24 protein-coding genes and 1 pseudogene are annotated in these 26,796 nt (G+C 68.9%); 11 read left to right on the top strand and 14 right to left on the bottom strand.

Annotated elements, in window-relative coordinates:
* The first annotated feature begins 61 nt into the window (after positions 1-61).
* The 3 genes from J7D54_RS01690 to J7D54_RS01680 are packed head-to-tail and all read left to right on the top strand — an operon-like array spanning position 62 to position 2,659.
* The gene (locus tag J7D54_RS01690) at positions 62-604 is read left to right on the top strand and encodes a hypothetical protein (protein WP_182762692.1); all 543 of its coding nucleotides are present in this window, start codon (positions 62-64) and stop codon (positions 602-604) included.
* 14 nt (positions 605-618) lie between these two features.
* Positions 619-1,833, top strand: coding sequence for a hypothetical protein (locus tag J7D54_RS01685; protein WP_182762694.1), 1,215 nt, complete (start codon positions 619-621; stop codon positions 1,831-1,833).
* On the top strand, positions 1,817-2,659 hold the full coding sequence (locus J7D54_RS01680) for a hypothetical protein (protein WP_182762696.1): 843 nt from the start codon (positions 1,817-1,819) through the stop codon (positions 2,657-2,659). The genes J7D54_RS01685 and J7D54_RS01680 overlap by 17 nt, the downstream gene beginning before the upstream one ends.
* A 79-nt stretch (positions 2,660-2,738) precedes the next feature.
* Here J7D54_RS01680 and J7D54_RS01675 read toward each other — a convergent pair whose 3' ends face one another.
* Complete coding sequence (locus tag J7D54_RS01675; RefSeq protein WP_182762699.1) at positions 2,739-3,281, bottom strand: hypothetical protein; 543 nt, start codon at positions 3,279-3,281, stop codon at positions 2,739-2,741.
* Positions 3,282-3,510: 229 nt separating this feature from the next.
* Between J7D54_RS01675 and J7D54_RS01670 the strand changes: the two genes are divergently transcribed.
* Complete coding sequence (locus J7D54_RS01670) at positions 3,511-4,461, top strand: L-lactate dehydrogenase (protein WP_182762700.1); 951 nt, start codon at positions 3,511-3,513, stop codon at positions 4,459-4,461.
* Positions 4,462-4,655: 194 nt separating this feature from the next.
* Here J7D54_RS01670 and J7D54_RS01665 read toward each other — a convergent pair whose 3' ends face one another.
* The 4 genes from J7D54_RS01665 to dnaK form a co-directional block, all read right to left on the bottom strand.
* A complete protein-coding gene (locus J7D54_RS01665; protein ID WP_182762702.1) occupies positions 4,656-5,078 on the bottom strand; it encodes a heat shock protein transcriptional repressor HspR in 423 nt (140 codons plus the stop codon).
* A 6-nt stretch (positions 5,079-5,084) separates the two neighbouring features.
* Positions 5,085-6,248 carry a molecular chaperone DnaJ gene (gene dnaJ / locus J7D54_RS01660; protein ID WP_182762704.1) on the bottom strand — a complete coding sequence of 388 codons (1,164 nt, stop codon included), beginning with the start codon at positions 6,246-6,248 and terminating at the stop codon, positions 5,085-5,087.
* Positions 6,249-6,350: 102 nt separating this feature from the next.
* Positions 6,351-6,899 carry a nucleotide exchange factor GrpE gene (locus J7D54_RS01655; protein ID WP_182762706.1) on the bottom strand — a complete coding sequence of 183 codons (549 nt, stop codon included), beginning with the start codon at positions 6,897-6,899 and terminating at the stop codon, positions 6,351-6,353.
* Positions 6,896-8,746 (bottom strand): molecular chaperone DnaK, encoded by a 1,851-nt coding sequence (gene dnaK, locus J7D54_RS01650; protein ID WP_182762708.1) that lies wholly within the window; start codon positions 8,744-8,746, stop codon positions 6,896-6,898. The genes J7D54_RS01655 and dnaK overlap by 4 nt, the downstream gene beginning before the upstream one ends.
* 469 nt (positions 8,747-9,215) lie before the next feature.
* Between dnaK and J7D54_RS01645 the strand changes: the two are divergent.
* A pseudogene (locus J7D54_RS01645) lies at positions 9,216-10,802 on the top strand (N,N-dimethylformamidase beta subunit family domain-containing protein); the annotation flags it as partial.
* A 27-nt stretch (positions 10,803-10,829) separates the two neighbouring features.
* On the opposite strand, the gene J7D54_RS01640 reads toward J7D54_RS01645, so the two are convergent.
* The 5 genes from J7D54_RS01640 to J7D54_RS01620 form a co-directional block, all read right to left on the bottom strand.
* Positions 10,830-11,873, bottom strand: a complete 1,044-nt coding sequence (locus tag J7D54_RS01640) for a glutathione synthetase (protein ID WP_182762712.1) — start codon at positions 11,871-11,873, stop codon at positions 10,830-10,832.
* Positions 11,870-13,039 carry a flavohemoglobin expression-modulating QEGLA motif protein gene (locus J7D54_RS01635; RefSeq protein ID WP_182762713.1) on the bottom strand — a complete coding sequence of 390 codons (1,170 nt, stop codon included), beginning with the start codon at positions 13,037-13,039 and terminating at the stop codon, positions 11,870-11,872. The genes J7D54_RS01640 and J7D54_RS01635 overlap by 4 nt, the downstream gene beginning before the upstream one ends.
* A complete protein-coding gene (locus tag J7D54_RS01630; RefSeq protein ID WP_182762716.1) occupies positions 13,036-13,860 on the bottom strand; it encodes an N-formylglutamate amidohydrolase in 825 nt (274 codons plus the stop codon). The genes J7D54_RS01635 and J7D54_RS01630 overlap by 4 nt, the downstream gene beginning before the upstream one ends.
* Before the next feature lie 82 nt (positions 13,861-13,942).
* Positions 13,943-14,596: a response regulator transcription factor gene (locus J7D54_RS01625; protein ID WP_182762718.1), complete on the bottom strand. Its 654-nt coding sequence runs from the start codon at positions 14,594-14,596 to the stop codon at positions 13,943-13,945.
* Positions 14,593-15,741: a sensor histidine kinase gene (locus J7D54_RS01620; protein WP_182762720.1), complete on the bottom strand. Its 1,149-nt coding sequence runs from the start codon at positions 15,739-15,741 to the stop codon at positions 14,593-14,595. The genes J7D54_RS01625 and J7D54_RS01620 overlap by 4 nt, the downstream gene beginning before the upstream one ends.
* Positions 15,742-15,916: 175 nt before the next feature.
* Between J7D54_RS01620 and J7D54_RS01615 the strand changes: the two genes are divergently transcribed.
* A complete protein-coding gene (locus J7D54_RS01615; RefSeq protein ID WP_182762721.1) occupies positions 15,917-16,636 on the top strand; it encodes a hypothetical protein in 720 nt (239 codons plus the stop codon).
* On the opposite strand, the gene thrC is transcribed toward J7D54_RS01615, so the two are convergent.
* Together thrC and mptB are read right to left on the bottom strand one after the other, a co-directional pair.
* Positions 16,532-17,959, bottom strand: a complete 1,428-nt coding sequence (gene thrC, locus J7D54_RS01610; protein WP_182762723.1) for a threonine synthase — start codon at positions 17,957-17,959, stop codon at positions 16,532-16,534. The two genes, J7D54_RS01615 and thrC, sit on opposite strands and share 105 nt — an antisense overlap.
* Positions 17,960-17,969: 10 nt before the next feature.
* Positions 17,970-19,334 carry a polyprenol phosphomannose-dependent alpha 1,6 mannosyltransferase MptB gene (gene mptB / locus J7D54_RS01605; protein ID WP_182762725.1) on the bottom strand — a complete coding sequence of 455 codons (1,365 nt, stop codon included), beginning with the start codon at positions 19,332-19,334 and terminating at the stop codon, positions 17,970-17,972.
* Between the two features lie 68 nt (positions 19,335-19,402).
* Here mptB and J7D54_RS01600 point away from each other — a divergent pair, with 68 nt between their 5' ends.
* The 4 genes from J7D54_RS01600 to J7D54_RS01585 are packed head-to-tail and all read left to right on the top strand — an operon-like array spanning position 19,403 to position 23,459.
* Positions 19,403-20,746, top strand: a complete 1,344-nt coding sequence (locus J7D54_RS01600) for an NAD(P)/FAD-dependent oxidoreductase (RefSeq protein WP_182762727.1) — start codon at positions 19,403-19,405, stop codon at positions 20,744-20,746.
* An 8-nt stretch (positions 20,747-20,754) separates the two neighbouring features.
* Entirely contained in the window at positions 20,755-21,282 is a 528-nt protein-coding gene (locus J7D54_RS01595; protein ID WP_182762729.1) for a DoxX family protein, read from the top strand.
* 33 nt (positions 21,283-21,315) lie between these two features.
* Positions 21,316-22,041: a response regulator transcription factor gene (locus J7D54_RS01590; protein ID WP_076063093.1), complete on the top strand. Its 726-nt coding sequence runs from the start codon at positions 21,316-21,318 to the stop codon at positions 22,039-22,041.
* Entirely contained in the window at positions 22,038-23,459 is a 1,422-nt protein-coding gene (locus J7D54_RS01585; RefSeq protein WP_182762731.1) for a cell wall metabolism sensor histidine kinase WalK, read from the top strand. The genes J7D54_RS01590 and J7D54_RS01585 overlap by 4 nt, the downstream gene beginning before the upstream one ends.
* Positions 23,460-23,662: 203 nt before the next feature.
* On the opposite strand, the gene J7D54_RS01580 is transcribed toward J7D54_RS01585, so the two are convergent.
* Positions 23,663-23,887 (bottom strand): hypothetical protein, encoded by a 225-nt coding sequence (locus J7D54_RS01580; RefSeq protein WP_182762733.1) that lies wholly within the window; start codon positions 23,885-23,887, stop codon positions 23,663-23,665.
* Between the two features lie 270 nt (positions 23,888-24,157).
* Between J7D54_RS01580 and deoC the strand changes: the two genes are divergently transcribed.
* Complete coding sequence (deoC, locus tag J7D54_RS01575) at positions 24,158-24,904, top strand: deoxyribose-phosphate aldolase (protein WP_370585831.1); 747 nt, start codon at positions 24,158-24,160, stop codon at positions 24,902-24,904.
* A gap of 18 nt (positions 24,905-24,922) precedes the next feature.
* Here the strand turns inward: deoC and J7D54_RS01570 are convergent, their stop codons facing one another.
* Positions 24,923-26,791 (bottom strand): ABC transporter ATP-binding protein, encoded by a 1,869-nt coding sequence (locus J7D54_RS01570; protein ID WP_182762737.1) that lies wholly within the window; start codon positions 26,789-26,791, stop codon positions 24,923-24,925.
* Between the last annotated feature and the right edge of the window lie 5 nt (positions 26,792-26,796).

Raw genomic sequence — 26,796 nt, 5'->3', positions numbered from 1 at the left:
GCGCGCCTGCTCTGATGACCCCGTGCGACCGTAGGCTGCACAGGCAGATTGGGGAGGTAGCGTGCAGGAAACCGTCATCACGGATGAGTCCGGGGCCATCGAGATCACCGTGGAGGGGCTGGAGGTGGTCTCACTCCGCATCAGTGCTTCATGGAGAGACCGGTTCATTCCCCGAGAGTTGGCCGAGACGATCTCGGCCCTCATCCGTCGGGCACTGCCGCCCCTCGAGGCAGCCGCACCGTCGGCCCTGCCGGAGGTGCACCTCCCCCTCTCGTCCATCCCCTCCTATCTCGCTGAGATGCGCGCGGGCCGGGCGGCCATGCGTCGCTACCTCGCCCGGCTCAGGGCCGGTGAGGTTGACCGTCGCCGAGAAGAGGTGCTGGGCACCCCGCACGACAGGGTGGAGGTCTTCCTCACCGCTGGCCGCTTCCACGGGCTGCAGATCAACCCGGAGTGGGCGGCGAAGGCCAGCCTGCAGGCGCTCGCCGACGAGATCCTGGAGGTGCTGCCGAAGCCGCTGGTGCAGCCCTCCGCCGAGGACGCCGACATCGCAGACGCCCATTCCCACTACGCGGCGGCGCGCCGCTACCTCGTCGAGAAATAGGACGGAGACACCTCATGAGCCCCCAGGCAACGCTGGATCTCATCACCCAGATGACCGAAGACCTGCAGGACGCCTATGAACTGCAGGCCGAACTCGTGCTCGCCGAGATGGAGGCGTCCAGGGCGCTGGTCGGCGATTTCAAGGAGTATCGCTGCGAGAGCTGGCCGTTCTGCCCCTCCGGCGGGTACTACAGCGAGACCCGCCCGTCGGGCTGGAACCTGTTCTGGCACACCATCCGCACCAGTGACCACGAGCGCCAGGGCGAGGCCATGGAGGCGCTTGCCGAGGCCGAGTCCGGCTACGACACCACCTGCACCGCGCAGACGAGCCGCAAGGACAAGCTGGTCAGCATCCCCACGGACGTGGGCGGCTTCCTCCTCGACTGGTTCAGCATCGACGCCTCGTTCGAGGGCGTCTACTACCCGGCCAACACCAACGAGATCCCTTCCAACGGGGAGCCGTGGGTGAGCGGGAACGCCGCGGGCTACGACGCGTCCATCGGCAGCCAGCGCACAGCCGCGGAGACCACGCGCGGCGTCGCCGGCGGTCTGGTGTCCAACACCACGACGTATCTCGGCAACGTCACGGACTCCATCGCGAACCTGACGAACCTGGCCCAGCAGCAGGAACAGCTCTACCTCGACGCCATCAAGTTCGCCATCATGGAGCCGACGATCGGTAGCTTCATCGGCGCGGTGGAGGATTTCGCCCAACTCGTCATGGACCAGCGACAGCTCTTCTACGACCGCGTGCAGGAGCAGGGCAGGCAGCTGTCGGCGGCCATCTCCTCCGTCGTGCAGGTGGGGCTCCTCGAGAACGACCTGACGGGCATCGGGCCGGGCGGCACCTGGCCGTCGCCCCGCAACGTGTCGCGAGACCTGGACCAGCCGGGCTGCACCGGCAACGACGAGGTGCGCGCCAACGCCGAGTGGTTCCAGTCGCAGGTCGCCTACTGGGACGACCTGGCCACCCAGATGTCGACGCTGCACAGCACCGCTTCCGGCGCGTCGCGGCTGCCGGTCATCATGATCGACATGCCCCACTTCTCGGCCGCCGAGTCCTCGTCGCTCAACGGGTTGGCAGACAGCATCACCACTGCCATCGACGGAGGCCGCGCCGCCGCTGAATCCATGCGCGACTCGCTGCGGCAGACCGCCCGCAACTACCTGGACAACGAAGCCTCCTCCACCTCGCAGGCAGACTCCCTCTTCAATGAGTACTTCGGCTAGGCGGGCTGCGGCCTGGGCCGCCGTCGGCGTGTTGGCCCTCGCGGGCTGCACCCCCGCCGCCGACGAGCGTACGGAGTCCACAGACCTGCTGCGGGAATACATCGGCGCCACCGCGAGGCCCGCCGGGTTCACGGTCACCGATGAGTGGCGCCTCGAGGTCGTCGGCGGGGAGCCGCCCGAGACGCAGAAGCTCTACCCCACTGAGGGATCCAGCCTGGCGGATCCCGCCGCGCCCATCACGGTGCCGAGGGACGACTTCCCCCTGGACGACAGCATCGAGCTGGCCGAGGCGCAGATCGACGCGTGCGACGGTGCTGCCCGCGTCGCGGTGCGGGCCCTGTCGCCCGGCATCGTGGTTGCCGAAGCCCAGTGCGACGGGCAGGGCAGCGTCTTCCTCGACGGCAAGCAGTTGGAGCCGATCACCGAGCCCATCTCCGGAGCCGCTCTCACCCAGGTCTGGTCCGAGATCGACCGGGCGGGCCTCACCGACGAAGCCCTGTCCGTCGAGATCGACACGGAGGAAGGCTCGGCCGTCGTCTCCGTGCGCGGTGTCGACAAAGCCAGGATCTACCAGTGGAGTCGCGGCCTAGACGCGGCGAGCACCAGCGTCGCGTCCCATCCGCTGCCCTCTGACGGCCCAGCGCCGGAGCCCGCACCGCTCCCGCCGGCAGGGGATCTGGCCTCCGCCGTCGACGGACTCCTCGGCTCCCTGCCTGATCCCAGCCTCGCCACCCGCCTGGAAGTGCAGCGCGACGGCGGCGTGACGACGGCCATCCTGGAGTCCGCCGACTACACCCAATTGTCATCAGCAACCTTCAACGGATGAGTTGACAGCACAGCGAAGCGGCCGGCACCCCAGAGGTGCCGGCCGCTTATGTCTCGCCTGATCGGGTGTCGTCACCGGATCAGATGGTGTAATCCTTGTTCTCGTCGGCCGGATCTGCCGCGTCGTGCGTGCCCTGCTCCTTGCCGGAGGCGCGGCCGCGCTCAGCGAGGTCGCGGAAGCCGCGGTTGATCTCGTCCATGAACTTGTCGAGCTGCTCGCGCAGCTGGGCCAGAACGTTCTTGGCGCCCGCCTCCGAATCAGCTTCGGGGTGGGACTCGACGTACTGCTTCTTCTGCTCCTCGTAGAACTCCTTGGCCTTGTCGGCCACCAGCCCCACGAAACCGACCGCGGCGTAGGCCGTCTCCTCAGCCGCCTTGCGCAGGTTGTCGCCCAACTGCTCCGGGCTCCGGTGCTGCTCGGGGCCGTCGACGGCGGTGTGCTGCTGACCCCACGCGTCGCTGGCGGACGCGTCAGGAGCGTCGGTCGTGCCGGTGGTGCCGTACTCGGCGCCCGACTCCTGGCCGGCCGCGGCCTCGGTGGCGTCGTGGGTGTAGGTGGGTTCATCGGCGAAGCGCTCGCCCTGGCTCTGGTCGTCCGGTCGGTCGTTGAAATGCTCGGTCATGGGACCCTCCTGGATCTCGTGCGTTCCTATCTAGTGTGCAACGTAAAGGGTGCCGCCACGAGGGGTTGGCTCCCCCAAAAGCCCCCTATTCACCCCTGAGGATGGGACCCACGAGCGTTTCGGTGGGCCGAGGGCGCCACATCTGGATGTGGGGTCCCTGACCGACGCAGATCCAGATTCGGGGCCGTGCCCGACGCGGGGTGTTGGGGATTGTGGGCAAGATGTGGGTATGAAGATGCGAGGCACGAAACTGTCAGTCGTCGGCGCGGGCGCCGTCGGCACCTCCCTGGCGTACGCGGCGCTGATCAAGGGCGCCGCGACGCACGTCGCGCTGCACGACCTCAGCGCCACCAAGGTCAAGGCCGAGGCCCTGGACCTCGCCCACGGCAGCCAGTTCCTGCCTCCCCACGTCACCGTCGAGGGCTCCGACGATGTCGCGGTGACGGCCAAGTCCGACGTGGTGGTCGTCGCGGCCGGTGCGAAGCAGCAGCCCGGCGAAACCCGGATGGACCTCGCTGCGAAGACCGTCGGGATGATGAAGTCGCTGATCCCGCCGCTGGTGGAACAGTCGCCCGACGCGGTGTTCATCATGGTGACCAACCCCGTCGACGTCACCACCCAGGCGGCGCTCAAGATCTCGGGTCTCCCCCGCAACCAGCTGATGGGCTCCGGCACGGTGCTCGACTCGTCGCGGCTGCGGTGGCTCATCGCCGCCGAGTGCGCCGTCTCGGTGACCAATGTGCACGCCTACATCGCCGGCGAACACGGAGACACCGAGACTCCGCTGTGGAGCACCGCCACCATCGGCGGCGTGCCGCTGAAGCAGTGGGAGGAGCAGACCGGCCAGTTGAGCCGCGAGGTGCGCGAGCGCATCGCCGAGCAGGTCGTCGGCGCGGCCTACGAGGTGATCGAGGGGAAGGGCGCCACCAACTACGCCATCGGGTTGGCGGGCACGCGCATCATCCAGGCCGTGCTGCGTGACGAGCACCGGGTGCTGCCGGTGTCGTCGTACCTCGAGAACTGGCAGGGGATCTCGGACGTGTGCATGTCGGTGCCGCACGTCGTCGACGGCAAGGGTGTGGGCCGGGCGCTGGAGCTACCTCTCACCGACGGGGAACTCCAGCGCCTGCGCGACAGCGCGGACCACATCCGTGAGGCGGCGCGCCGGCTGGGCTTCTGAGGCGGACGCCGGTGAGCAGCACGGCGGGCTGGGGCCGCCGCCGGTCACCCGCTGGAAGCCCGGGTTCCGGATGGCTGCGCTGGGCAAGGCCGCCAACGCGAAGGTGGGCGGGAGTTGGGCTCGACGGGCGAGGCCACAACCGCCACTACGACGGCGACCCGAGCCAATCCGGCGGTTCTGCCACCGCCGCGTCGTCAGGAGGCCGACGGCGGCAGCGCGAGGCGCCGCTGTGGCCGGTACCGGCCCTGGTGCACGCGCCCGGACGACTCCGCGGTGAACACCCGCGCCGCCATCTCGTCGCTCTGGATGCGCCGGACCAGTTCGCTCAGGCGCTCCACCTGGTCGCGCAGGCCGTCAACCTGCTCCTCGAGCGCGAGGATGCGGCGGATGCCCTCAAGGTTGATGCCCTCGGTCTGCGACAGGTACTGCACGTGCCGCAGTTTCGCGATGTCGCGCAACGAGTAACGCCGGCCACGGCCCCGCGCCCGCTGGGGGACGACGAGGCCGAGCCGGTCGTAGCCGCGCAGGGTCTGCGCGTGCATGTCGGCCAGCGACGCGGCCACCGAAACGGGGAAGACCGCCGCGTCGGGGTCAAAGGGCTGCAGATGCTGGCTCATCGGTCATCACCCTCCGAACAGCGACTCGCGAGGGTTGACCTCGTGGGCCTTCTCGGCGTATTCCAGCAGTGCGGCCTTGGCCTCCGCGCTCAGATCGTCCGGCACCTCGACCTTGATGGTCACCAGCAGGTCACCCTGCGAGCCGTCCGGCTTCCGCGCGCCGCGGCCACGCACCCGCATCGTGCGCCCGTTGGGCGTCGACGGCGGGATCCGCAGCTTCACGCGCTGCCCCTGCATGGTGGGGATCTGGATGTCGGCGCCCAGCGACGCCTCGGTGAACGTCACCGGCACGTCCAGTGTGAGATTGGAACCGCTGCGCCCGAACAACTTGTGCGGGGTGACGTGCACGCTGACGTACAGGTCTCCCGGCGCGCCGCCGTTCTCACCGGCCGCGCCCTTGCCCTTGAGCCGGATGCGCTGCCCGTCCTCGACGCCGGCGGGGATCCGCACGTTCATCGTCTTGGTGGACTTCCCACGGCCGGAACCGGCGCAGTCCGGGCAAGGGGTGTCGACGATGAGGCCGCGACCGAGGCAGTCCGTGCACGGTTCGCTCATGTGGAACACGCCGCCGGCCTGCGACGACTGCATGCCCGAACCCTCACAGGACGGGCACACCCGCGGCAGCGTGCCGGCCTTCGCGCCGGTACCCCGGCACGACGGGCACGGCTGATCCGAGACCGTCCGCATGGTCACCGTCGCGCCCTCGACGGCCTGCTCGAAGCTGATGGTCACGTCGCCCTCGATGTCGGCGCCGCGACGGGGGCCGCGCTGCGTGGCGCGACGGGTGGCCCCGGCGCCTCCGCTGAACAGACCGCCGAACAGGTCGCCGAAGCCCTGCTGCCCGGTGCCCTGGCCGGCGTTGCGGAACAGGTCCTCGAACGACGGCGACGCGCCGCCGCCGGGCTGCCCGGGCCGGTTGAACCGGAAGCCGCCGCCGAACAGGCTGCGGGCCTCGTCGTATTCCTTGCGCTTCTCCGTGTCCGACAGCACCGCGTTGGCCTCAGAGGCCTCCTTGAACCGGGCCAGGGCGGCGCTGTCGCCCGGGTTCTGGTCAGGGTGGTTGTCGCGGGCGATCTGACGGAAGGCCTTCTTGATCTCGTCCGGCGACGCGTCCTTGGAGACGCCGAGAACCTTGTAGTAGTCCTTCTCGAGCCAGTCCTTGGTACTCACTTCCCGATCATCTCCTTTCTGAATGAGGGTGCATGGTTGTTCCTCCACGGGCCGGGCGGCCTGCCCTGCGACGTCGTCGCGAGGGCAGGCCCATGCACGGCATTACGGGTTGGCGACGGCGACGCGTGCCGGGCGCACGACCCGCCCCTTGAGCTGATAGCCCTGCTGCATGACCTGCGACACGGTGGTGACCGTGACCGGTTCGTCCAGCTGGACCGCCATGAGGGCGTCGTGGCGGTTGGGGTCGAACTCCTCGCCCACCTCACCGAACGACACCAGGCCATGCTTGGCCATGACCTTCTCCAGCTCGTCGGCGACCATGCGGAAACCGCCGTCGATGTCGCCGTGCTCCCTGGCGAGGGCGATCGAGTCCAGCACGGGCATGAAGTCCGTCAGGACCGATTCGATGCCGGCCTGGCGGGCCAGGTCGCGGTCGCGGTCCACGCGCTTCTTGTAGTTGACGTACTCGGCGCCGAGGCGCTGAAGATCCGTCGTGCGCTCCGCCACGAGTTCCTCGAGCTCGGCGACACGGTCAGGAGCGTCAACGGCTTCGAACTCGACGGGGGCTTCAGGTGCGCCCGTGGGCGAGGCCGTCTCCTCGACGGCCTCGCCCACTGCGTCGCTGTCCGGAGTGAACTGCGAATCGGTCACTTGTCGTTCTCCTCGTCGACGATCTCCGCCTCGACGACGTCCTCTTCGCCCTCGGGCGTGGCGTCAGCGGCCCCGCCGTCGGCCGGAGCGGACTCCTGCGCCTTGGCCTGGGCGGCGGCGTAGATCGCCTGACCCATCGCGGCGGCCTTCGTGTTGAGGTCGTCGATCGCGGCCTTGACCACGTCGTCGTCCTCGCCCTTCAGGGCCTCCTTCAGCGCGTTGGTGGCCTCCACGACCGGCGCCTTCACGTCCTCGCCGATGGTCTCGTCGTGCTCGGTGAGGAGCTTCTCGGTGCGGAACACCAGGGCGTCGCCCTCGTTGCGCATGTCGACGGCCTCGCGGCGCTTGCGGTCCTCTTCGGCGTGCGACTCGGCGTCCTTGACCATGCGCTCGATGTCGTCCTTGGCCAGGGCGGAACCGCCGGTCACCGTCATGGACTGCTCCTTGCTGGTGGCGAGGTCCTTGGCGTTGACGTGCACGATGCCGTTGGCGTCGATGTCGAAGGTGACCTCGATCTGGGGCACGGACCGCGGTGCGGGCAGGATGCCGGTCAGTTCGAAGTTGCCGAGCGACTTGTTGTCGCGGGCGAACTCACGCTCGCCCTGGTAGACCTGGATCATCACCGACGGCTGGCTGTCCTCAGCGGTGGTGAACACCTCGGAGCGCTTGGTGGGGATGGTGGTGTTGCGCTCGATGATCTTGGTCATCACGCCACCCTTGGTCTCGATGCCCAGCGACAGCGGGGTCACGTCGAGGAGCAGCACGTCCTTGACCTCGCCCTTCAGCACGCCGGCCTGCAGCGAGGCGCCCAGTGCGACGACCTCGTCCGGGTTGACGCCCTTGTTGGGCTCCTTGCCACCGGTGAGTTCCTTGACCAGGTCCGCGACGGCGGGCATGCGGGTGGAGCCACCGACGAGGAGGACCGTGTCGATCTTGTCGACGGAGGTCTTGGCGTCGGAGATGACGGCGTTGAACGGCGCGCGGCAGCGGTCCAGCAGCGACTGGGTCATGCGCTGGAACTCCGAGCGGGTCAGCTTCTCGTCGAGGTGCAGCGGGCCCTCCGCCGAGGCGGTGATGTAGGGCAGGTTGATGGCGGTCTCCGACGCGGAGCTCAGCTCGATCTTGGCGCGCTCGGCGGCCTCCTGCAGACGCTGGCGGGCCATCTTGTCCTTGGACAGGTCCACGCCGTTCTTGTTCTTGAACTGCGTGACGAGCCAGTCCACGACGAGGGAATCCCAGTCGTCGCCACCGAGGCGGTTGTCGCCCTTGGTGGCCTTGACCTCGAAGACGCCGTCGGCGATCTCGAGCAGCGACACGTCGAACGTGCCACCACCGAGGTCGAAGACGAGCACGGTCTGCTCGGTGTCGCCCTTGTCGAGGCCGTAGGCCAGCGCGGCGGCGGTGGGCTCGTTGATGATGCGGTCCACCTTCAGGCCCGCGATCTCGCCGGCCTCCTTGGTGGCCTGACGCTCGGCGTCGGAGAAGTAGGCCGGGACGGTGATCACCGCGTTGGTGACCGACTCGCCCAGGTACGCCTCAGCGTCGCGCTTCAGCTTCTGCAGCACGAATGCCGAGATCTGCTGGGGACGGTAGTCCTTGCCGTCGATCTCGACCTTCCAGTCGGTGCCCATGTGGCGCTTGACGGAGCGGACGGTGCGGTCCACGTTCGTGACCGCCTGACGCTTGGCGACCTCGCCGACGAGGACCTCGCCGGAGGTCGAGAAGGCCACCACGGACGGGGTGGTGCGCGAGCCTTCAGAGTTGGGGATGACGGTGGGTTCGCCGCCCTCGAGGACGGCGACGCACGAGTTGGTGGTGCCGAGGTCGATGCCTACTGCACGAGCCATGGGATTTCCTCCTGGGTGTTAGCTGCATGAAGCTGTTGAAGTCGAATCAGTTCCCTTGAGCGGGGTTGACTCAAGCTAACCACAGACCCCGCCCAGGCTCAAGTCAAAGTTGAGCTTATCCGGCTCAACCCTGGGGAACCCTGATTATTGGGCTCCCTGAGCACCCGTGTCGGCACCGCACGTTAGAGTCGGGGACAGATCGCTGACCAGGGGGAATCATTCATGCGCATCCAGACACTGTTCATCGCCGTCATCGTGGCCCTGACCACCATCTTCGCCTCCGCCCAACCCGCCTCAGCGGAGTCCACGTGGCGGATCACGGGCCGGCTCGGGGACTGGCAGGTGCTCTCCGGCTACGCCGTCGGGGAATCGCTGCTGCCCGGCGACGAACTGCGGCTGAAGGTCCACGCCACAGGGGCGACGGTCTCCGTCGAGATGTTCAGGATGGGCCACTACGACGGGCACCGGAGGCCAACTCGTCGCCACTGCTCCAGCTCAGCCCGCGGTGAAGCAGCCCGGGTGCGTGACGCGCGACAAGACGGTGGACTGCTCCAACTGGAGCGTCACGCACCGCTTCGACACCACCTCCTGGCAGCCGGGCGCCTACCTGGCGAAGCTCTCAGACAACGGCGGCAACCAGCGCTACGTCTCGGTGTTCCTGCGCTCCCCCAGCCACTCCGGGGCCGTGACCGTGATGTTCGCCACCTCCACGCATGCGGCGTACAACAGCATCGGCGGCTACTCGCTGTACGTCGGCCTGCCCGACGGCAGCGCGCTCAATCGGGCCTACACCGTCAACATGAACCGGCCCAACCGCGGCAACGGCGCGGACAAGTTCTACCGCTACGAACTGGGCTTGGTCCAGTACCTCGAGTCGCTGGGCGTTCCCATCAGCTACACCACCAACTCCGAGCTGCACCGCGGGGCGGATTCGTTCCGGGGCTCGCGGGCGCTGGTGATGCTGGGCCACGACGAGTACTGGTCCGTCGAGATGCGCCGCAATGCCGAGATCCTGCGAGACAGGGGCACGAACCTCCTCTTCCTGGGCTCCAACGCGGCCTACTACCGGACTCGCTTCAATGCAGACTTCACGGAGGTCACCTCCTACAAGCTCAGCCACCTCGACCCGGTGCAGGACCGCACCTCGACGGGCACCTTCCGCGCCGAGCCCTACCCCAACCCGGAGGCCCGGCTGATCGGCTCACAGTACGACTGCGACGGGGCCAACCCACAGACTGACCTGGTCATCACCAACCCGTCCTTCTGGGCGTTCAAGGGAACCGGCGCCACCGCGGGCTCGCGGTATCCCCAGCTCATCGGCCACGAGGTCGACAAGGCGGGCCCTGATTCCCCCCAGGGCGTCCACATCGCCGCGCACTCGACGTTCGACTGCACCACCCGCAAGGGCATCTCAGACCTGACGTACTACGTGGCGCCGTCGAAGGCAGGCGTGCTGAACCTGGGCACGATGGGCTTCGCGTTCGCCCTGACGCCCGGGATCGCCTACGACGCGCGTTCGGTCGCGTTCGTCAAGCAGGTGCTGGCCACCGTCGTCACCGAAGCAGCGAAGGGGCCGCTGGGCACCACCCACACGGAACGGGGCAACTTCCTCGACGTCTACCCGGCCCCGCCCGCGCCGAAACCGCTCGACATCTACACCACCCCTGGCGAGCATCTCGTCAACGGGCGTCGCTGGAGAACCGCCTGCGAGCCCTACTCGCGAACCGAGCGGTGCCGCACGGAGATCTGGGCGACGACGGTCGCCCAGGTGGGCGGCAGGTTCGTGCAGACGAACGGTTGGGCATTCAACAACCTGACCTACAAGACCTCGCCCCGGGCAATGTGGAAGGGCAACCCCTTGGCCGCAACCGGGTCCTGGACCGCGGTTGACGGGCGCAAGTGGCGCACGGAATGCGACACCGCAGCCACCGGTCGCAACGGGTGCCGGAGCTACATCGAGTCGGACGCCATCGCGCTCGTGACGAAGGCGGATGGTTCGAAGGTCTACGAATGGACGCGCGACTGGCGGTTCAACAACATGGTGCGCTTCAGCTGATCCGGCGCCCGGCGCCGCCGGGTAAAGCTAGAGGGCGGCCAGGCTGATGTTGGAGATCTGGTTTCCGTAGTGCCGGCGGATCTCGAGCTTGCGCTCCAGATCCGTGATCACCGCGGTCGCGAAGTTCTCGTCGTACAGCGCGGCGCAGGAGCCCAGACCACCGGGGCTGAAGACGTTGACCTCCATGAGCTTGTCGCCCACGATGTCGAGCCCGACGAGGAACATCCCGTCGGCGACGAGCTTGGGCCGCACCACATGCACCATCTCGAGCATTTCATCGGAGACCTTGACGGCCTCCGCCTTGCCCCCGGCCGACATGTTGGAGCGCAGGTCGGACCCGCTCGACCGGCGTCGGAAGGCCGCATACTTGCCGTTCATCATCAGCGGCTTGCCGTTCATCACGAACATCCGCACATCGCCGTTCTTCGCCTCCTCAAGGTACTCCTGGGCCACGACGTAGCCGTCGCGGGAGATCGCCTCGATGATCTGGTTCATGTTGGGGGATTCGTCCGTGTTCACCAGGAACACGCCGCTGCCACCGGAACCCTGCAACGGCTTCAGCACGGCACGGCCGCCGAGATCCTTCACGAAGTCGACGATCTGGGCCTCGTCACGCGAGATGAGCGTAGTGGGGCGCACCGCCTCCGGGAAGTGCTGGAAGTAGGCCTTGGAGAGCGCGTTGGCCAGGCTGGTGGGGTCGTTGACCACCAGGACCCCCGTCGAGGCGATGAGCTGCCCGAAGGCGACCCCCGCGTTGTTGGCCCACGCCGAGCCCTGCGCGTCGTCGGCGGGATCCGAGCGGAGCATCACGATGTCGAACTCGCTGAGCGGCAGCCGCTCCTCAGACGTGGGCTTCTGCACGTCCTCGATGTAGCGCTCGAGTGAGCGGTAGTTCTTGCCGGCCCCGGCGCGGGCGCGGGCGCTGAGGGAGCCGTCGGGCTCGTAGGCGAAGTTGCCCATCCCCATCAGCCACGCCTCATGACCCATGTTGGTGGCGTGCATGGCCAGCCTGGTGGTGGTGTATTCGGCCTTCTCGGTCATGACGTCGTTGACGACGAATCCGATCTTCATGCTGCAACTCCTTGGATGAGTTCGGTGGGGTCTGTGGTCTGGGCTGCGACGAGGAGCCGCTCGCGGCTGCTGGCCTCGTCGAACCAGCGGGGCAGCACGACGGGGGCGCTGAGCACCCCTCGTGCGTTGAGTTCTTCGATGAGAGGGAGGTCCTCCAGGGCGAACTTGCCGAGGAAGAAGGCGCCGAGGTCGCCGCCGGAGCGGAGGTGCCCCAGGATGTCGATGAGGCCGCGCAGGTAGCAGGCGTCCTTCGTCAGCCCGCCGGAGCGGAAGATGCGCATCACGGTGGAGAAAGCGCCTCCGGGGTGGAAGCCGTCGTCGACGAGGCCCTCCCAGCATTCGCGGAACGACGCCCCGCCGAGCATGCGCGACACGGTGAGCACGCGGCCGGCGAGTTGCCGGAGCCGCGACGCGGTCAGTTCCCCGCAGGCCACCTCCGCCAGCACGGCCAGGCCCTCCTGGGTCTCGTCGTACCCGGCCAGGCCGGTACCCAGAACCTGGAGCGGCTGGTGGGAGCCGTTGACCTGGGTGACGAGGTGCGTGCCGACCTCGTGCTGGATCAGCGCGTTGGCGCGGTCCGCCGATACGGAGGCCTCCGGCCCGATCAGCAGCAGGTTGCCCGACACCATGACGCCGGTGGAATCCGGCCGGATCTCCGCGTGGATGTCGACGTCGGGTTCGAGCCCGCGGTAGTAGTCGAGTTCCTCGTTGGCCAGGGCCAGGAACTCCTCGGCCGTCAGCCGTTCACCGGACCATGCCGAGGCGTCGATCCGGCTGAGGATCGCCTCGGCCGCCGTGAGCAGGTCCTGGTGGACCCCGCCGAACAGCTCGATGGAGAGGTTGCGGAAGTCCTGCGAGCCGCGGCAGCGCAACATCGACAGTTGGAGGTCCAGCTCGCGGTGCTTGTTGCGCAACAGCGCGCCCACCGTCGCGTCCTGCACGCGGGTGACGTCGATGCTGTGCAGCACCGTGTGGAGCACCTCCGGCTCGATGATGTAGTCGCGGTAGGTGAACTCCGGCTCCCGCACGTCGCCGGCGATGAAGGCGTCCTTCACGTCGTTGGCGTCGATGGGCGTGACGTCCAGGATGAACCGGAAGCTGGTGCTCAGCTGCGACAGCTGCAGGTCGATGGCCTGGTCCACCATCGAGAGCGGGTTGTTACTCATCCGCCCTCGCCAGCCATGGCCTGCTCGGGATCCCGGTGCTGCGGGATGTGCCGCTCGGGGATCTCGGCGAGCGCCGCCAGCACCGGGCCCTGGGTCTGCTCGAGGGCGGCGGCGAGCCGTTCGATGTGCTCGTGGTCCGGCTCCCCCGTCCACTCGTCCATGAACGTCTTCTTGAACTCGATGGCCAGCACACAGCCCACGCCGGGGTAGCGCTCGTGGACGAACCAGGCGAGGTTCTGGCCCTTGAACTTCACGTTCTCGCGGATGTCGAAGCCCTGACCCAGCATCGATTCGCGGAAGGCGCCCGCCACGTCGCCGAACGTCTCATGGTTCAGCGAGCCGGTGCCGAGGTTGACCTCCGGGTTCTCCTCGACCGGCTCGTCGGGGGCGTCCGCGCCGTCGCGGCGATGGTTGTAGGAATGCACGTCATAGATGACGAACGGGCCGCGCTCGGCCACCACATCGAGGCGCTCCGCCAAGGCGGCATAGAACGCGTCATAGCCTGTCAGGGCGATGTCGACCGCGTCCTCGGGAAGTTCGTCGGTGTCCCAGACCTTGAGCCCCCAGCAGTCGTCCGGCGTCCGGTAGACGGCCTTGGTGCGGATCCGGTTGAGATCCGTCTCGAACCGCGACAGGTGCACGTTGACCCGGGCCGGGATGCGACCGGCGATGAGGTCCGTGAAGGGGTCCTCCTCGCGGAAGCGCACCTCCTCGTCGAGCACCATGGACCTGGCGATCTCTGGGCTCAGGTCATGCCCGGCATGGATGGAGGTGGCGATCAGTTGACCGGACCAGTCACCGAGGAACTCGAATGGTTGCATGCACCATTCCTACCCGACGACCGGTTCGCGGGGGTGAAAACGCATAGCTATGAAGGGGGGCCGCGGTTGTGGCGGGCGTTGCTCAGGAGCCGGGCTGGACGAGACCGGACTCGTAGGCCAGGACGGCGACCTGGACGCGGTCGCGGAGGTCGAGCTTGCCCAGGACCCGGGAGACATACGTCTTCACCGTGGTCTCGCTGAGGTACAGCCGGGCGCCGATCTCCGCGTTGGACAGCCCACGGGCCACCAGCCGGACGACGTCCAGCTCGCGCTCGCTCAACGAGCCCAACACCTCGGGCGTGACGCCCGGCGAGGGACGGCGCGTGAACTGTTCCAACAGGCGACCGATCAGGGCGGGCGCCAACATCGACTCGCCCCTCGCCACCACACGGACCGCGTGCACCAGGTCGTCGGGCGCGACGTCCTTCAGCAGGAACCCCGAGGCGCCCGCACGCACCGCCGACCACACGTACTCGTCGAGGTCGAACGTGGTCAGCACCAGGATCTTCGGGCGCGACCCCGGCCCTGCGAGGATCCGCTGCGTGGCGGCGACGCCGTCGAGCCTGGGCATCCGGATGTCCATCAGCACGACGTCGGGGCGCTCCCGGCGGGTCAGTTCGACGGCGACCTCACCGTCGCCTGCCTCCCCCACCACCGTCAGCCCCGCACGCTCCAGGATCAGCCTGAACCCGGCGCGCACCAGTTCCTGGTCGTCCACGATCAACACCCTGATCATGGACCCTCCAACGGCAGGACGGCCTCGACGGCGAACCCGTCCTCGTCGTGGACCGTCAGCGTGCCGCCGAACAGGGAGACCCGCTCGCGGATCCCGACCAGGCCGTGACCGGGGGCGGCGCTTCCCGGCAGGGCCGGGCCGGGGTCGCTGACTCTGATGCGCAGGTCGTCGCCGAAATGGATGCCCACGTCCGCCGAGGTCGCCGCTGAGTGTCGACGCACGTTGCTGAGCGCCTCCTGCACGATCCGGTAGGCCGCCAGATCCAGCCCTCCGCCGAGCGGCACGTGCCGGCCGGTCCGGGTGACGCGGACCTCGAGCCCCGCGTCGCGGACCGCGGCCACGAGCTCAGGCAGCGCCTCCAGCCCCGGCAGGGGCGTCAGCGCCGCCACCGGGTCCGGCACGCGGAGCATCTGGACCATGCGCCGCATCTCCGACATTGCGCCCGTGCCGCTGGTGCGGATGGCGCCCAGCGCGCGCCGCACGAACTCCGGGTTCTCGTCGACCACCTGCTCCGCTGCCCCCGCCTGCACCACCATCACGCCGACGGCGTGCGTGACGATGTCGTGCAGTTCCCGGGCGATCCTCGCGCGCTCCTCCGCAACGGCGGCGGCCGAACGTTCCCGGCTCGCCGCCTCGGCCTGTTCAGCGGCCACCGCAGCAGCCACCGCCTTCTCCTCAGAGGCGCGCAGGCCGCGTCCGATGAGGTAGGCCAGCGCCACTGTGGCCCAATGGAAGATGAGTTCCCCGGGGCTGCGGAGATCCGGCAGCGCCAGGTCCGCCAGCGCCAGATAGGCCGCGATCAACAACGCGGCGAGCCACCGCAGTGCGCCCGGGGCGTGGCGCGCCACCGAGTAGGCCAGGACGTAGGTGGGCACCAACTGGCCGAGGAACAGCACCTGTAACTGACCGCCGGTGAGCAAGCCCAGCACCGGCCAGACGAGGAGCGCGGCCACCGCCACCCACGGCCGCGCTCTCCGTTGCGACAGCAGCGCGGCGACCGCGACGATGCCGACGGAACTGACCGCGGGCGAGCCGGCCCCGAAGACGGACTCCATCGGCAGCCACACCTCGACCAGTCCCAGCACGGCGAGCAGCGCCGAGACCACCAGGTCCTGCGCCTGCGGGCTGAATCGAGGCCGTGCCATGCGCACAGCCTAAGCAGCCCACCGTCGTCCCATGCCATTCCAGGGAAGACCGCTGGGTCTCCGGAAGTGGACTCCGCGGGACACAACCGACCCCGTGGGGCTGATGACCGGCCAACCGCCGGCTTCGTAGCGTCGGCGGCAACCGGCACAGGTCGGTCCCAACCAAGGAGCAGCCATGCACATCACCTCACCCACATTGCGCTGGACCACCGCGCTCACGCTCGCCCTCGCGGCGCTCACCACGTGCGCCTCCCTGCCCTTCGGCCCCAACTTCGCGGGGCCACCCGCCACGTGGCTGGCAGAGATCGCCGTGACCCCAGCCGCTGGCTGGTCCTTCCACCTGTTCACCATCTCGCAGTTGTTCCTGGCCGCGGGCGTCGTCGGCATCGCGGCCCAGACCTGGCGGCGCGCACCGAGGCTGACCTTCGTGGCCACCGCCCTCATCGCCCTGAGCGCGTTCGCGCACGGCGTGGGCGGAGGCGTCCAGATCATGCTGCTCACCTTCGCCCCCCACACAGAGCTGCACGACGAGGTGGGGCCGGTCATTGAAGCCATGTACAGCAGTCCCCACCTGGTGCCCTACCTGGCGTTCGGCATGCTGGGCCTGGTGCTCGGAATGATCCTGTTCGGCGTGATGCTGCTGCGCGCCCGTTTCGGGCCGCGCTGGCTGGGCGTGGCGCCCATCCTCTTCGTGGTGGCGGAATTCGGGCTCAGCTCGTTGAGCGAGTGGGCCTTCTACGCCGCCGGACTACTGTTCGGGGTCACCCTGGTGGGGCTGGCCGTCGTGACGCTACGCGGAACGCTCGATGATCGCGCGGACGGCGACGGCGTCGTTCGGGGCGCTGAGGACGCGTCGGGGCAGATCCTCGATCCCCTCGAAGCGCGCCGGACGTGACGGCACCACGCCGATGGCCTCGACGATGGTCTCGGCGAACTTCACTGGCAGCGCGGTCTCCAGCACGATGACCGGGCCGTCGACGGGTAGGCTGCCGGCGACCTGCACGGCGTCGGCAGTGTGCGGGTCGATGACCACGCCGTCGGCCCGGAAGACCCGCCGGATCTGGTCCAGCCGGTTCTGGTGCGTGGACGTACCCGCCACGAACCCGAACCGCTCGACCTGGCCGCGGAACTCCGGGGTGCCGCCCAGGTCGAAGGAGCCGTGGGAGCCCAGTTCGTCGACGAACAGCTCCCGCACGCGGGCGGCGTCGCGACCCAGCAGGTCGGAGATGAAGCGCTCGAAGTTCGAGGCCTTCGAGATATCCATCGACGGCGAGCTCGTGGCCTGCGTCTCGGCACCCGCCCGCACGCGGTAGACGCCGGTGCGGAAGAACTCCTCCAGCACGTTGTTCTCGTTGGTGGCCAGGATGAGCCGGTGGATGGGCAGGCCCATCTCGCGGGCGATGTGGCCGGCGGCGATGTTGCCGAAGTTGCCCGACGGCACGGCGAAGCTGACCGGCCCCGCGTGCTTTTCGGGGAGCCGCAGCCAGGCGGCGAAGTAGTAGACGACCTGGGCCAGCAGGCGCGCCCAGTTGATGGAGTTCACGGCCCCGATCTTGTGCCGGGCCTTGAAGTCGGCATCCGCGTTGATGGCCTTGACGATGTCCTGGCAGTCGTCGAACACCCCGTCGACGGCGATGTTGACGATGTCCGGGTCGTCGATGGAGAACATCTGCGCCTGCTGGAACGGCGTCATCCGGCCCTGCGGCGACAGCATGAACACCTTCACGCCCTGCTTGCCGCGGAGCGCGTACATGGCCGAGGACCCGGTGTCGCCGCTGGTGGCGCCCAGAATGGTGATCCTCTCACCGCGGCGCTCCAGTTCGTAGGCGAACAGCTCGCCCAGCAGTTGCATCGCCATGTCCTTGAAGGCGGCGGACGGGCCGTTGCTCAGGTGCGCCAACCACAACCCGTCGCTCAACTGCGTCAGCGGCACGACGGCGGGGTCGAGGAACTTCGACGGCTCGTAGGCCCGCCCCACGATGCCGCGCAGGTCCTCGGCCGGGATGTCGTCGATGAACAGCGACACGATCTCGAACGCGAGCGCCGCGTAGCCCTCCTCCGCCAGCAGCGTGCGCCAGGCATCGAGTTGGGCGACGGAGACCTGCGGGTAACTGTCCGGCAGGTACAGCCCGCCGTCGGCGGATAGACCCTCGAGCAGGATGTCGCTGAACCGCTTGCCGGGCGCGCCCGAGGCATCACGGGTGGAGACGTAGAGCATGGGGTGGAGTCTAGTGTGCCGGCCGCTGGGCGATGGCCGGGATTCCGCGGCGCCACCACCACCACAGCGGCACCCCCACCACCACCATGGCGACATAGGGTGCCATCGCATCCTGCAGCGCGGGCAGGAGCGCGAACGCAGCCACCACCACCAGCCAGACGCGGTCCGTCAGCGGCGAGCGCGGGCAGAAGACATACAGCGGCAGCAGCCACGTGAGGTACCAGGGTTGCAGCGCCGGCGCGCACACCATGAAGGCCGCCAGCACGGCGACGGCGAAGAGCCACGGCCGGTCCCCCGTCGCCCGCCCCTTCGGGCCCCACTTCACCCACAGGAGCACCACGACCACGGCGATCAGCAGGGTGGAGAGCAGGTTGATGACGCCGTCGGAGACCCCCTCCGGGAAGATCTCGTGGTAGCGGAAGAAGGACGCCACCCACGACAGCGGGGCGTTGCTGGTGGCACCGATGGGCTGGCCCGCCGTCGGGTTGCGCCAGCCGAGGCCCCAGTGGAGCGAGGTGGCCAGGAACGTCAGCACCGTCACCGCTCCCGGCACGACAGCCACCCACGCGAGACCCCACCAGGAGGACCGGGCGGGCCGACGGAGGCTCCAGGCGAGGGCCACCACGCCGAGGCCGTACAGCGCAGCGGACTGCTTGATGCCCATCGCGACGCCCAGCAGCAGGCCGGCGACGACGAGCCCGCGCCAGCCGCGCCATCCCAGGTCGGTGACCGCCAGGAACGCGGCCACCCCGAGCGCCACCATCAGGGCGTCGTTGTGGGCGCCGCCGATCCACTGCACGAGGATCACGGGGTTGAGCAGCCCCGCCCACAGCGCCAGGCCCGGGTCGACGCCGAAGCGCCGGGCGAGCCGCGGCAGCACCCAGGCGAGGATCGCCAGCGCGAGCACGCTCTGGATCCGCATGGCCATCGGGGTGGCGAGGATGTCGCCGGCGGTCAGCCGGGAGATGAGGCCGAACAGGTCGAGCTGCAGCGAGGGGTAGACCGAGGTGGTGGTGTGCCAATGGGTGCCCACGAGCAGGCCGGGCTGCCCCGCATCGCCGATGGCCGTCTCATACGGGTTGATACCCCGGGCCACCTGCCAGCCGGTGGCCGCGTACGCGTAGGCGTCGCGGGAGTGGAGCGGCAGCGACACCAGCAGGGGCAGCGACCACAGGGCCGCCGTCGTCAGCGGGCGGTGCCAGCGGGGCCCCAACTGCCACCAGGCGAGCAGCAGCACGCAGTGGCCGGTGAAGGAGACGATGACGCGCCACCAGGACGCCGGGCCCTCGAGCAGGAGGGGGGCGTCGGTGAACGCGGCGCCGACGATGACGAGCACCGCCGAGAACCCGATCGTCACCCACAGCCAGTTGCGCACCGCGCCAGACTAGTGGAATCAATCCGGGATATTTTCGCCACGAGTATGTTGCGGATTACTCTGGGCACATGCATCGTGTCGTCATCATCGGTTCCGGCTTCGGCGGGCTGTTCGCGGCCAAGGCCCTGAAGCACGCGGACGTGGACATCACCCTCATCGCCAAGACCAACACGCATCTTTTCCAGCCGTTGCTCTATCAGGTGGCGACCGGCGTCCTCAGCGAGGGCGAGATCGCACCCCCCACCCGTGAGATCCTGCGCCGGCAGAAGAACGTGCAGGTGCTGCTGGGCCTCGTCGAGGACATCGACCTGACCGCCCGCACCGTCAAGTGGCGCTTCCACAACCAGCACCACGAGACGCCCTACGACACCCTGATCGTGGCCGCCGGCGCCGGCCAGAGCTACTTCGGCAACGACCACTTCCGCACGTTCGCGCCGGGCATGAAGACGATCGACGACGCGCTGGAGCTGCGGGCCCGCATCCTGAAGTCGTTCGAGGTGGCCGAGTTCACTACCGATCCCGACGAGCGGCGCCGGCTCCTGACGTTCGCTGTGGTGGGCGCCGGCCCCACGGGCGTCGAGATGGCCGGCCAGATCCGCGAGCTGGCGGATTCCACGCTGCGCAACGAGTTCCGCTCCTTCGATCCCTCCGACGCCCGCGTCGTGCTGCTCGACGGCGCCGACCAGGTGCTGCCGCCGTTCGGGCCACGCCTGGGCCGCAACGCGCAGGAGACGCTGGAGAAGCAGGGCGTGGAGGTGCAGCTGGGCGCCATCGTCACAGACCTGGACGACGACGGCCTGACCTTCCGCCGCAAGGACGGCAGCACCCAACGCATCGAGGCAGGCTGCAAGGTGTGGGCCGCCGGCGTGCAGGGTAGCGAACTGGGCGCGACCCTCGCCGAGCAGTCCGACGCCCAACTGGACCGCTCGGGCCGCGTCGTCGTCGACGAGAAGCTGAACCTCCCCGGGCACCCTGAGGTGTTCGTCATCGGCGACATGGCGTCGATGCCGGGAGTGCCGGGTGTCGCCCAGGGCGCCATCCAGGGCGCGAAGCATGCGGCGAAGACCATCCGGGCGCGGGTGGCGAACGCCCCCGAGCCCGGCGCGTTCACGTACCGCGACAAGGGGTCCATGGCCACCATCTCCAAGTTCGCCGCCGTCACTCAGATCGGCAAGATCCAGCTGACCGGTTTCATCGCGTGGCTCGCGTGGCTGTTCCTGCACCTCCTCTACATCGCCGGGTTCAAGCAGCGCATCACCACGCTGCTGAGTTGGTTCATCACGTTCGTGACCAACGGCCGCTCACAGCGGGTGGTCACCAACCAGCAAATGGTGGCGCGCCTCGCGTTGGAGCGTCTCGGCGCCGGTTCTTCTGGCAAGCTGATCCACGGCGAGGAGCTGACCGAGGACTAGGAGCTGCGATGGACGCCTTCCTGAAGGTGGTGCGTGACCTCGCGCTGCTCGTGGCCAGGATCGTGCTGGGCGTGACGCTGATCGCGCACGGCTGGTACCGCTGGAACATCACGGGCCTCGAGGACCAGACCAACATCCTCGAAGGGGTTGGCCTGCCCAGCGCGGAGGGGCTCGTCATCGCGACGATCGCCTTCGAACTCATCGGGGGCGCCCTCCTCATCTTCGGCCTGGCCACTCCGCTCATCGGCCTGGGCATGATCGTCCAGAACGGAGCGGTCATCCTCACGACGCGGCTCGACGCCGGCTTCTACCAGCACGACCGGGGCTGGGAGTACAACGCCGTCCTGGCCACCTTCGGCCTGGTCCTCCTGGCCTTCGGCTCCGGCCGCGCCGGCCTCGACTACCTGTTCCTGCGGCCGCGCGACGACGCCGGCGAGCGCCTGATCGAACCGGACCCCCGCGACCGGCCCACGGCCTACCCTGTGCCGGACGAACCAGCGGCGGGCTCTCACAGGTACCCCACAGAAACCCCATAGCTTTCACCCACCCGGCGGTGAGAGAGTGGACCCATGGCCCATGCTGACACCCTGACCCGCCCGGACGGCACGCCCATCCGCGTGCTCACCGTCGACGACGAACCCAGCCTCATCGAGCTGCTGTCGATGGCCATGCGGTACGAGGGGTGGGACGTCTACACGGCGACGTCCGGCACGGAGGCCGTCAAGGTGGCCCGCGAGGCGCAACCCGACGCCCTGGTGCTCGACATGATGCTGCCGGACTTCGACGGGCTGGAGGTGATGCGCCGCATCCGCACCGAGGACCCGGACGTGCCCGTGATCTTCCTCACCGCGAAGGACGGCGTCACGGACCGCATCGCCGGGCTCACCGCCGGCGGCGACGACTACGTCACCAAGCCCTTCTCGCTCGAAGAGGTCATCGCACGGCTGCGGGGGCTGCTGCGCCGCTCCGGTGCCACGTCCATCCGCCCCGACACGCAGATCATCGTCGGCGACCTGATCCTCGACGAGGACTCCCACGAGGTGACCCGCGCCGGCGAACACATCAACCTCACCGCCACCGAGTTCGAACTGCTGCGCTTCCTGATGCGCAACCCCAAGCGGGTGCTGTCGAAGGCGCAGATCCTGGACAGGGTGTGGAACTACGACTTCGGCGGCCAGGCCAACGTCGTGGAGCTGTACATCTCCTACCTCCGCAAGAAGATCGACGCGAACCGCGACCCCATGATCCACACCATGCGCGGCGCGGGCTACGTGCTGCGGCCGGCGGCCGGATGAGCCCTCAGCGACGCGGCTCCCTCGCCGCCCAGATCCAGCCCCGCGTCGTCATCACGGTCGCGGTGCTGGCGCTCGTGGTCAGCATGGTCACCGTCTTCGCAGCCGCCACCATCCTGTACCGCCAACTCGACACCGAGCTGGACGGCGCGCAGGTGCGGCAGGGTCGCGGGCCGGGCTGGAGCAGCGGCGACCGGGTGCCCGGTATCGAGACCCCCGGCATGAGGGTGGGCACCGTGATCGCCCTGGAGCTGCCCGACGGCAGCGCCGTGGGCAGCGTCATCGAAGACGGCAAAGTGGACTCCGTGACCACGGCCGCCATGATCCGCCTCGTCGAACTGCCGGCCGACGGCGAGAAGCGCTCCGTGATGCTGCCCGGGATGGGCAAGTACCGCGTCGAGGCGCGGGAGACGCGGCTGGGCAAGGTGTCGGTGGGGCTGCCCACCGGCGACATCGACCGCTCCCTGCTGTGGCTGACGCTGTTCGCGGCGGGCATCTCGTTGTCGGCCGTCGCCGTCACGGCGTTGGTCACGCGCGAGGTGCTGGGCCGCGCCACCCGGCCGCTGACCGCGCTCACGAACACGGCGGACCAGGTCAGCCACCTGCAGCTGGAACGGGGACGCGTCGAGGTACCGAGGGTCTCGGTGGGCGCGCTGCCGGAGAACAACGAGGTCACCCGCCTGGCCACCGCCTTCAACGACATGCTGGACCGGATCGAGGGCGCGCTGGCCGCCCGCGAAGCGTCCGAGGTGAAGCTGCGCCGGTTCGTCGCGGACGCGTCGCACGAGCTGCGCAACCCCCTGGCCGCCATCCGGGGCTACAGCGAGCTGGCGGAGCGCGCCCCGGAAGGCGAGAAGTCCTTCGCGCTGCAGCGCATCGATTCGGAATCCCGACGGATGACCAAGCTGGTCAACGACCTGCTGCTGCTGGCCCGGCTCGATGCCGACACGCAGGTGGAGGCGAGGCCCGTCGACGCCGTCGAGGTGGTGGTCAACGCGGTCAGCGACGCGCAGGCGGCGAGCCGCGACCACCAGTGGCAGCTGATGCTGCCGGAGCCGGAGGTCATGGTGCTGGCCGACGCAGACCAGCTGCACCAGGTGATGATCAACCTGCTGAGCAACGCCCGGACGCACACGCCGCCCGGCACCGTCGTGCGCACGTGCGTGCGGCGGCATGGGGACCGCGCGGTGATCGAGGTCGCCGACAACGGTCCCGGCATCCCGCCCGAGACGCTGCCCCGCGTCTTCGAGCGGTTCACAAAGGCCGACGACGCGCGCACCCACTCCACCGTTCCGTCCACGGGGCTGGGGCTGGCGATCGTGCGTGCCATCGCCGAGGGCTTCGGCGGGTCGGCGATGGTGTCGAGCAGGCCTGGCCGGACGGCCTTCACGGTGACGCTGCCGCTGGCCCCTGCCGACTGACCGACGCGCGGCTGCCAGGCGCCAGGGCGACTTCAAGTTCCGGCCCAGTGCTGGGTTTGGCGCCGTCCTTGGCCTCAAAGCCAGCATTGAACACGGCCGCCCGATTTCAGTGCTGGATGTGGCGCCGTCCTCGGGCACAAACCCAGCATTGAAGCAGGCTCATGCCGCCGGACGACGCTGGGTGCCGCGCGCGGAACGCCGGCTCAGGGCGGCGCCGGGTCGAAGGTGATGCCGCGCACGAGCTTGCTGTTGGCCACGAGGCCGTCCAACTCGCCCTCGGCCTGCTTCACGAAGCCACCAGTTTCAGCCGTGCAATCGCTGGCCGAGGTCCAGACCTCGTATTCATTGACGCGGCCCGAACCGTTGGACGACTGGCGCGGAGTCAGGCTCACGCGACCGAGCTGCACCGGCTCGTCTGAAATCTTCACCGTGAGGTGGTGCGGCGGCTGGACTTTGGTGCCCGACCACTGGGTATGCGCGTGTATTCGTACGCTGCGTTAGCGGATTGGGGGAATACCAACCCGCTCAACGCCAACGCGCCGGCGGCAATGCCTGCCACCACATGTCGTGTTGTCACTGTGGACATCCGAGTCCCTTCTCATCGGTGCCCACACCTGCTCTGCACCTTCACCGTCGCCCCTTGTGGCGGTCACCTTCAGAAGACAAGCGCTCGTTGGAAGTGCGCAACACCCGCCCAAATGGACAGCTACGATGCAAGAAACGAAAGGACCGCAATGCAGATCACCCGCTCGGCACTAGCCCAGATGATTGACCACACGTTGCTGAAGACGGACGCAACGCGCGCCCAGGTGGCCGCGCTGGTGGCCGAGGCACGCGAGCTGGGCACGTACTCGGTGTGCGTCTCCCCGTCGATGCTGCCGATCGACGTGGAACTGGGTGAGGTGCTGGTCGCCACGGTGTGTGGCTTCCCATCCGGCAACCACACCCCGGCGGCGAAGGCCGGGGAGGCCGCCGAGTCGGCCCGACTCGGCGCCCACGAGGTGGACATGGTGATCAACATCGGCCTCCTCAAGGAGGGCCGCGCGGACCTCGTCGAGGCCGAGATCCGCGCCGTGCGCGAGGCCGCCCCGGACGTGCTGCTGAAGGTCATCATCGAGTCGGCCGCCCTGACTGACGACGAGATCATCGCGGCCTGCCGGGCGGCGGAGGCTGCCGGGGCGGATTACGTGAAGACGTCCACCGGCTTCCACCCCAGCGGCGGCGCCTCGGTGCACGCGGTCACGCTGATGGCGCAGACCGTCGGTGACCGCCTGGGGGTGAAGGCCAGCGGCGGGATCCGTGACTACGCCACCGCCAACGCGATGGTCGAGGCGGGGGCCACGCGCCTGGGCCTGAGCGGCAGCGCCTCGGTTCTCGCGGGCGCTGAAGGCGTCGAATCGGGCGAGGTGCCCGAAGCCGGCGTCGAGTCCGGCGACAACTACTGAGCCACCCCGAGCGGCGGCTCAGTCGTCGGAGAACTGCGTGAAATACAGCGTCGCGTACTGACCGCGGGACTCGAGCAGCTCCGCGTGGGTACCGCGCTCAACGATCCGGCCGGACTCGACCACCAGGATCTGGTCTGCATGCCGCACGGTGGAGAGACGGTGCGCGATCACGATCGACGTGCGCCCCTCCCGCGCGTTGTCCAGCGCCTGCTGCACCAGGTGCTCGGATTCGGAATCCAGGTGCGCCGTCGCCTCGTCCAGCACCAGGATGGGCGGGGCCTTCAACAGCAGCCGGGCGATCGCGAAGCGCTGCCGCTCGCCGCCGCTCAACCGGTAGCCCCGCTCGCCCACCACGGTGGCCATCCCGTCGGGGAGCCGGCGCACCAGGCCCGCGATCTGGGCCGCCTCGAGCGCCGCCCACAGCTCATCTTCGGTGGCCGAGGGCTTGGCGTAGCGCAGGTTGGCGCCCACGGTGTCGTGGAAGAGGTGCGCGTCCTGCGTCACGTAGCCGATCTCGTCCTGCAACGACGACAACGCCAGCTCTCGCACATCCGTGCCGCCGATCTCCACGCTGCCCGAATCCACGTCGTAGAGCCGCGCCAGCAGGTGCGTGATGGTGGTCTTGCCCGCGCCCGACGGGCCGACCAGGGCGACCGTCTGCCCCGGCGACACCTCGAACGTGACGCCCCGCAGCACCGGCTCGTTGGCCGACTCCCCCACCGCCATGGCGGGCTCGAGCGACTCCAACGACACCTGCTGCGCGTCCGGGTAGGTGAACCACACGTCACGGAAGGCGACGCTCGGCGGCCCGGTCACCTGCTTCGCGTCCGGCGCGTCGACGATCAGGGGCTTCAGGTCCAGCACCTCGAACACCCGCTCGAAGCTGACCAGCGCCGTCATCACGTCCACCCGCAGCGAGCTCAGCTGGATCAGCGGCCCGTACAGCCTGGCCAGCAGGGCCACCAGCGCCGTGAGGGTACCCACGGTGAGCTGACCCTCCACCGCGGCGTAGCCGCCGAAGCCGTAGAACAGCGCCGTGGCCAACGCCCCGACGAAGGTCATCGCGGTCATGAACACCCGCGAGGTCATGGCGATCTTCACCCCGCCGTCGGCCACCGCCCTGGCCTGCGAGGCGAACGTGGCGTTCTCCGTGGCGTGGTCGCCGAACAGCTTCACCAGCAGCGCCCCGGAGACGGAGAACCGCTCGGTCATGGTGGCCGACATCTCCGCCTGGTGCTGCATCCGGTCACGGGAGAGGTCCGCCAACCGCCTGCCCACCAACTGGGCGGGCACCATGAAGATGGGCAGCAGCACCAGCGCGCCCAGCGTCAGCGGCCACGACAGCGCCAGCATGGAGCCCAGCACCAGCAGCAGCGTGACGCCGTTGGACACCAGCGACGACAGCGTGGAGGTGAACGCCTGCTGCGCGCCGTTGACATCCGAGTGGAGCCGCGAGACCAGCTTGCCCGTGTGGGAGCGGCTGAAGAACGCGATGGGCATGCGCAGCACGTGGTCGAAGATCTGGGTACGCATCGAATAGATGAGCCCCTCGCCGATGCGCGCCGAGCACCACCGCTCAACGATGGACAGCGCCGCGGAACCGACGGCCATGCCCGCCACCACCAGCGACAGCACGACGATGAGCCGGACGTCGCCCGCCAGCACGCCGTCGTCGATGATCCGCTGGAACAGCAGCAGCGGTACCACCGACAGCGCGCTCCCGAGCGTGACGCTGACCAGGAAGAGCAGGATCAGGCCCTTGAAGGGTCCGCCGTAGGCGATGACGCGGCGCGCGGTGCCGCGGTCCAGTTTGTGGTCACGGATCTCGGATCCAGTGGCGAGCCGGCCGAGGACCCGGCCCCCACCCATCCCCCTGCCGACACTCATGGGCG

It is taken from the genome of Tessaracoccus sp. MC1865 (assembly GCF_017815535.1).
Classification (GTDB): domain Bacteria; phylum Actinomycetota; class Actinomycetes; order Propionibacteriales; family Propionibacteriaceae; genus Arachnia.
This window is presented reverse-complemented; position numbering and strand designations above follow the sequence as displayed.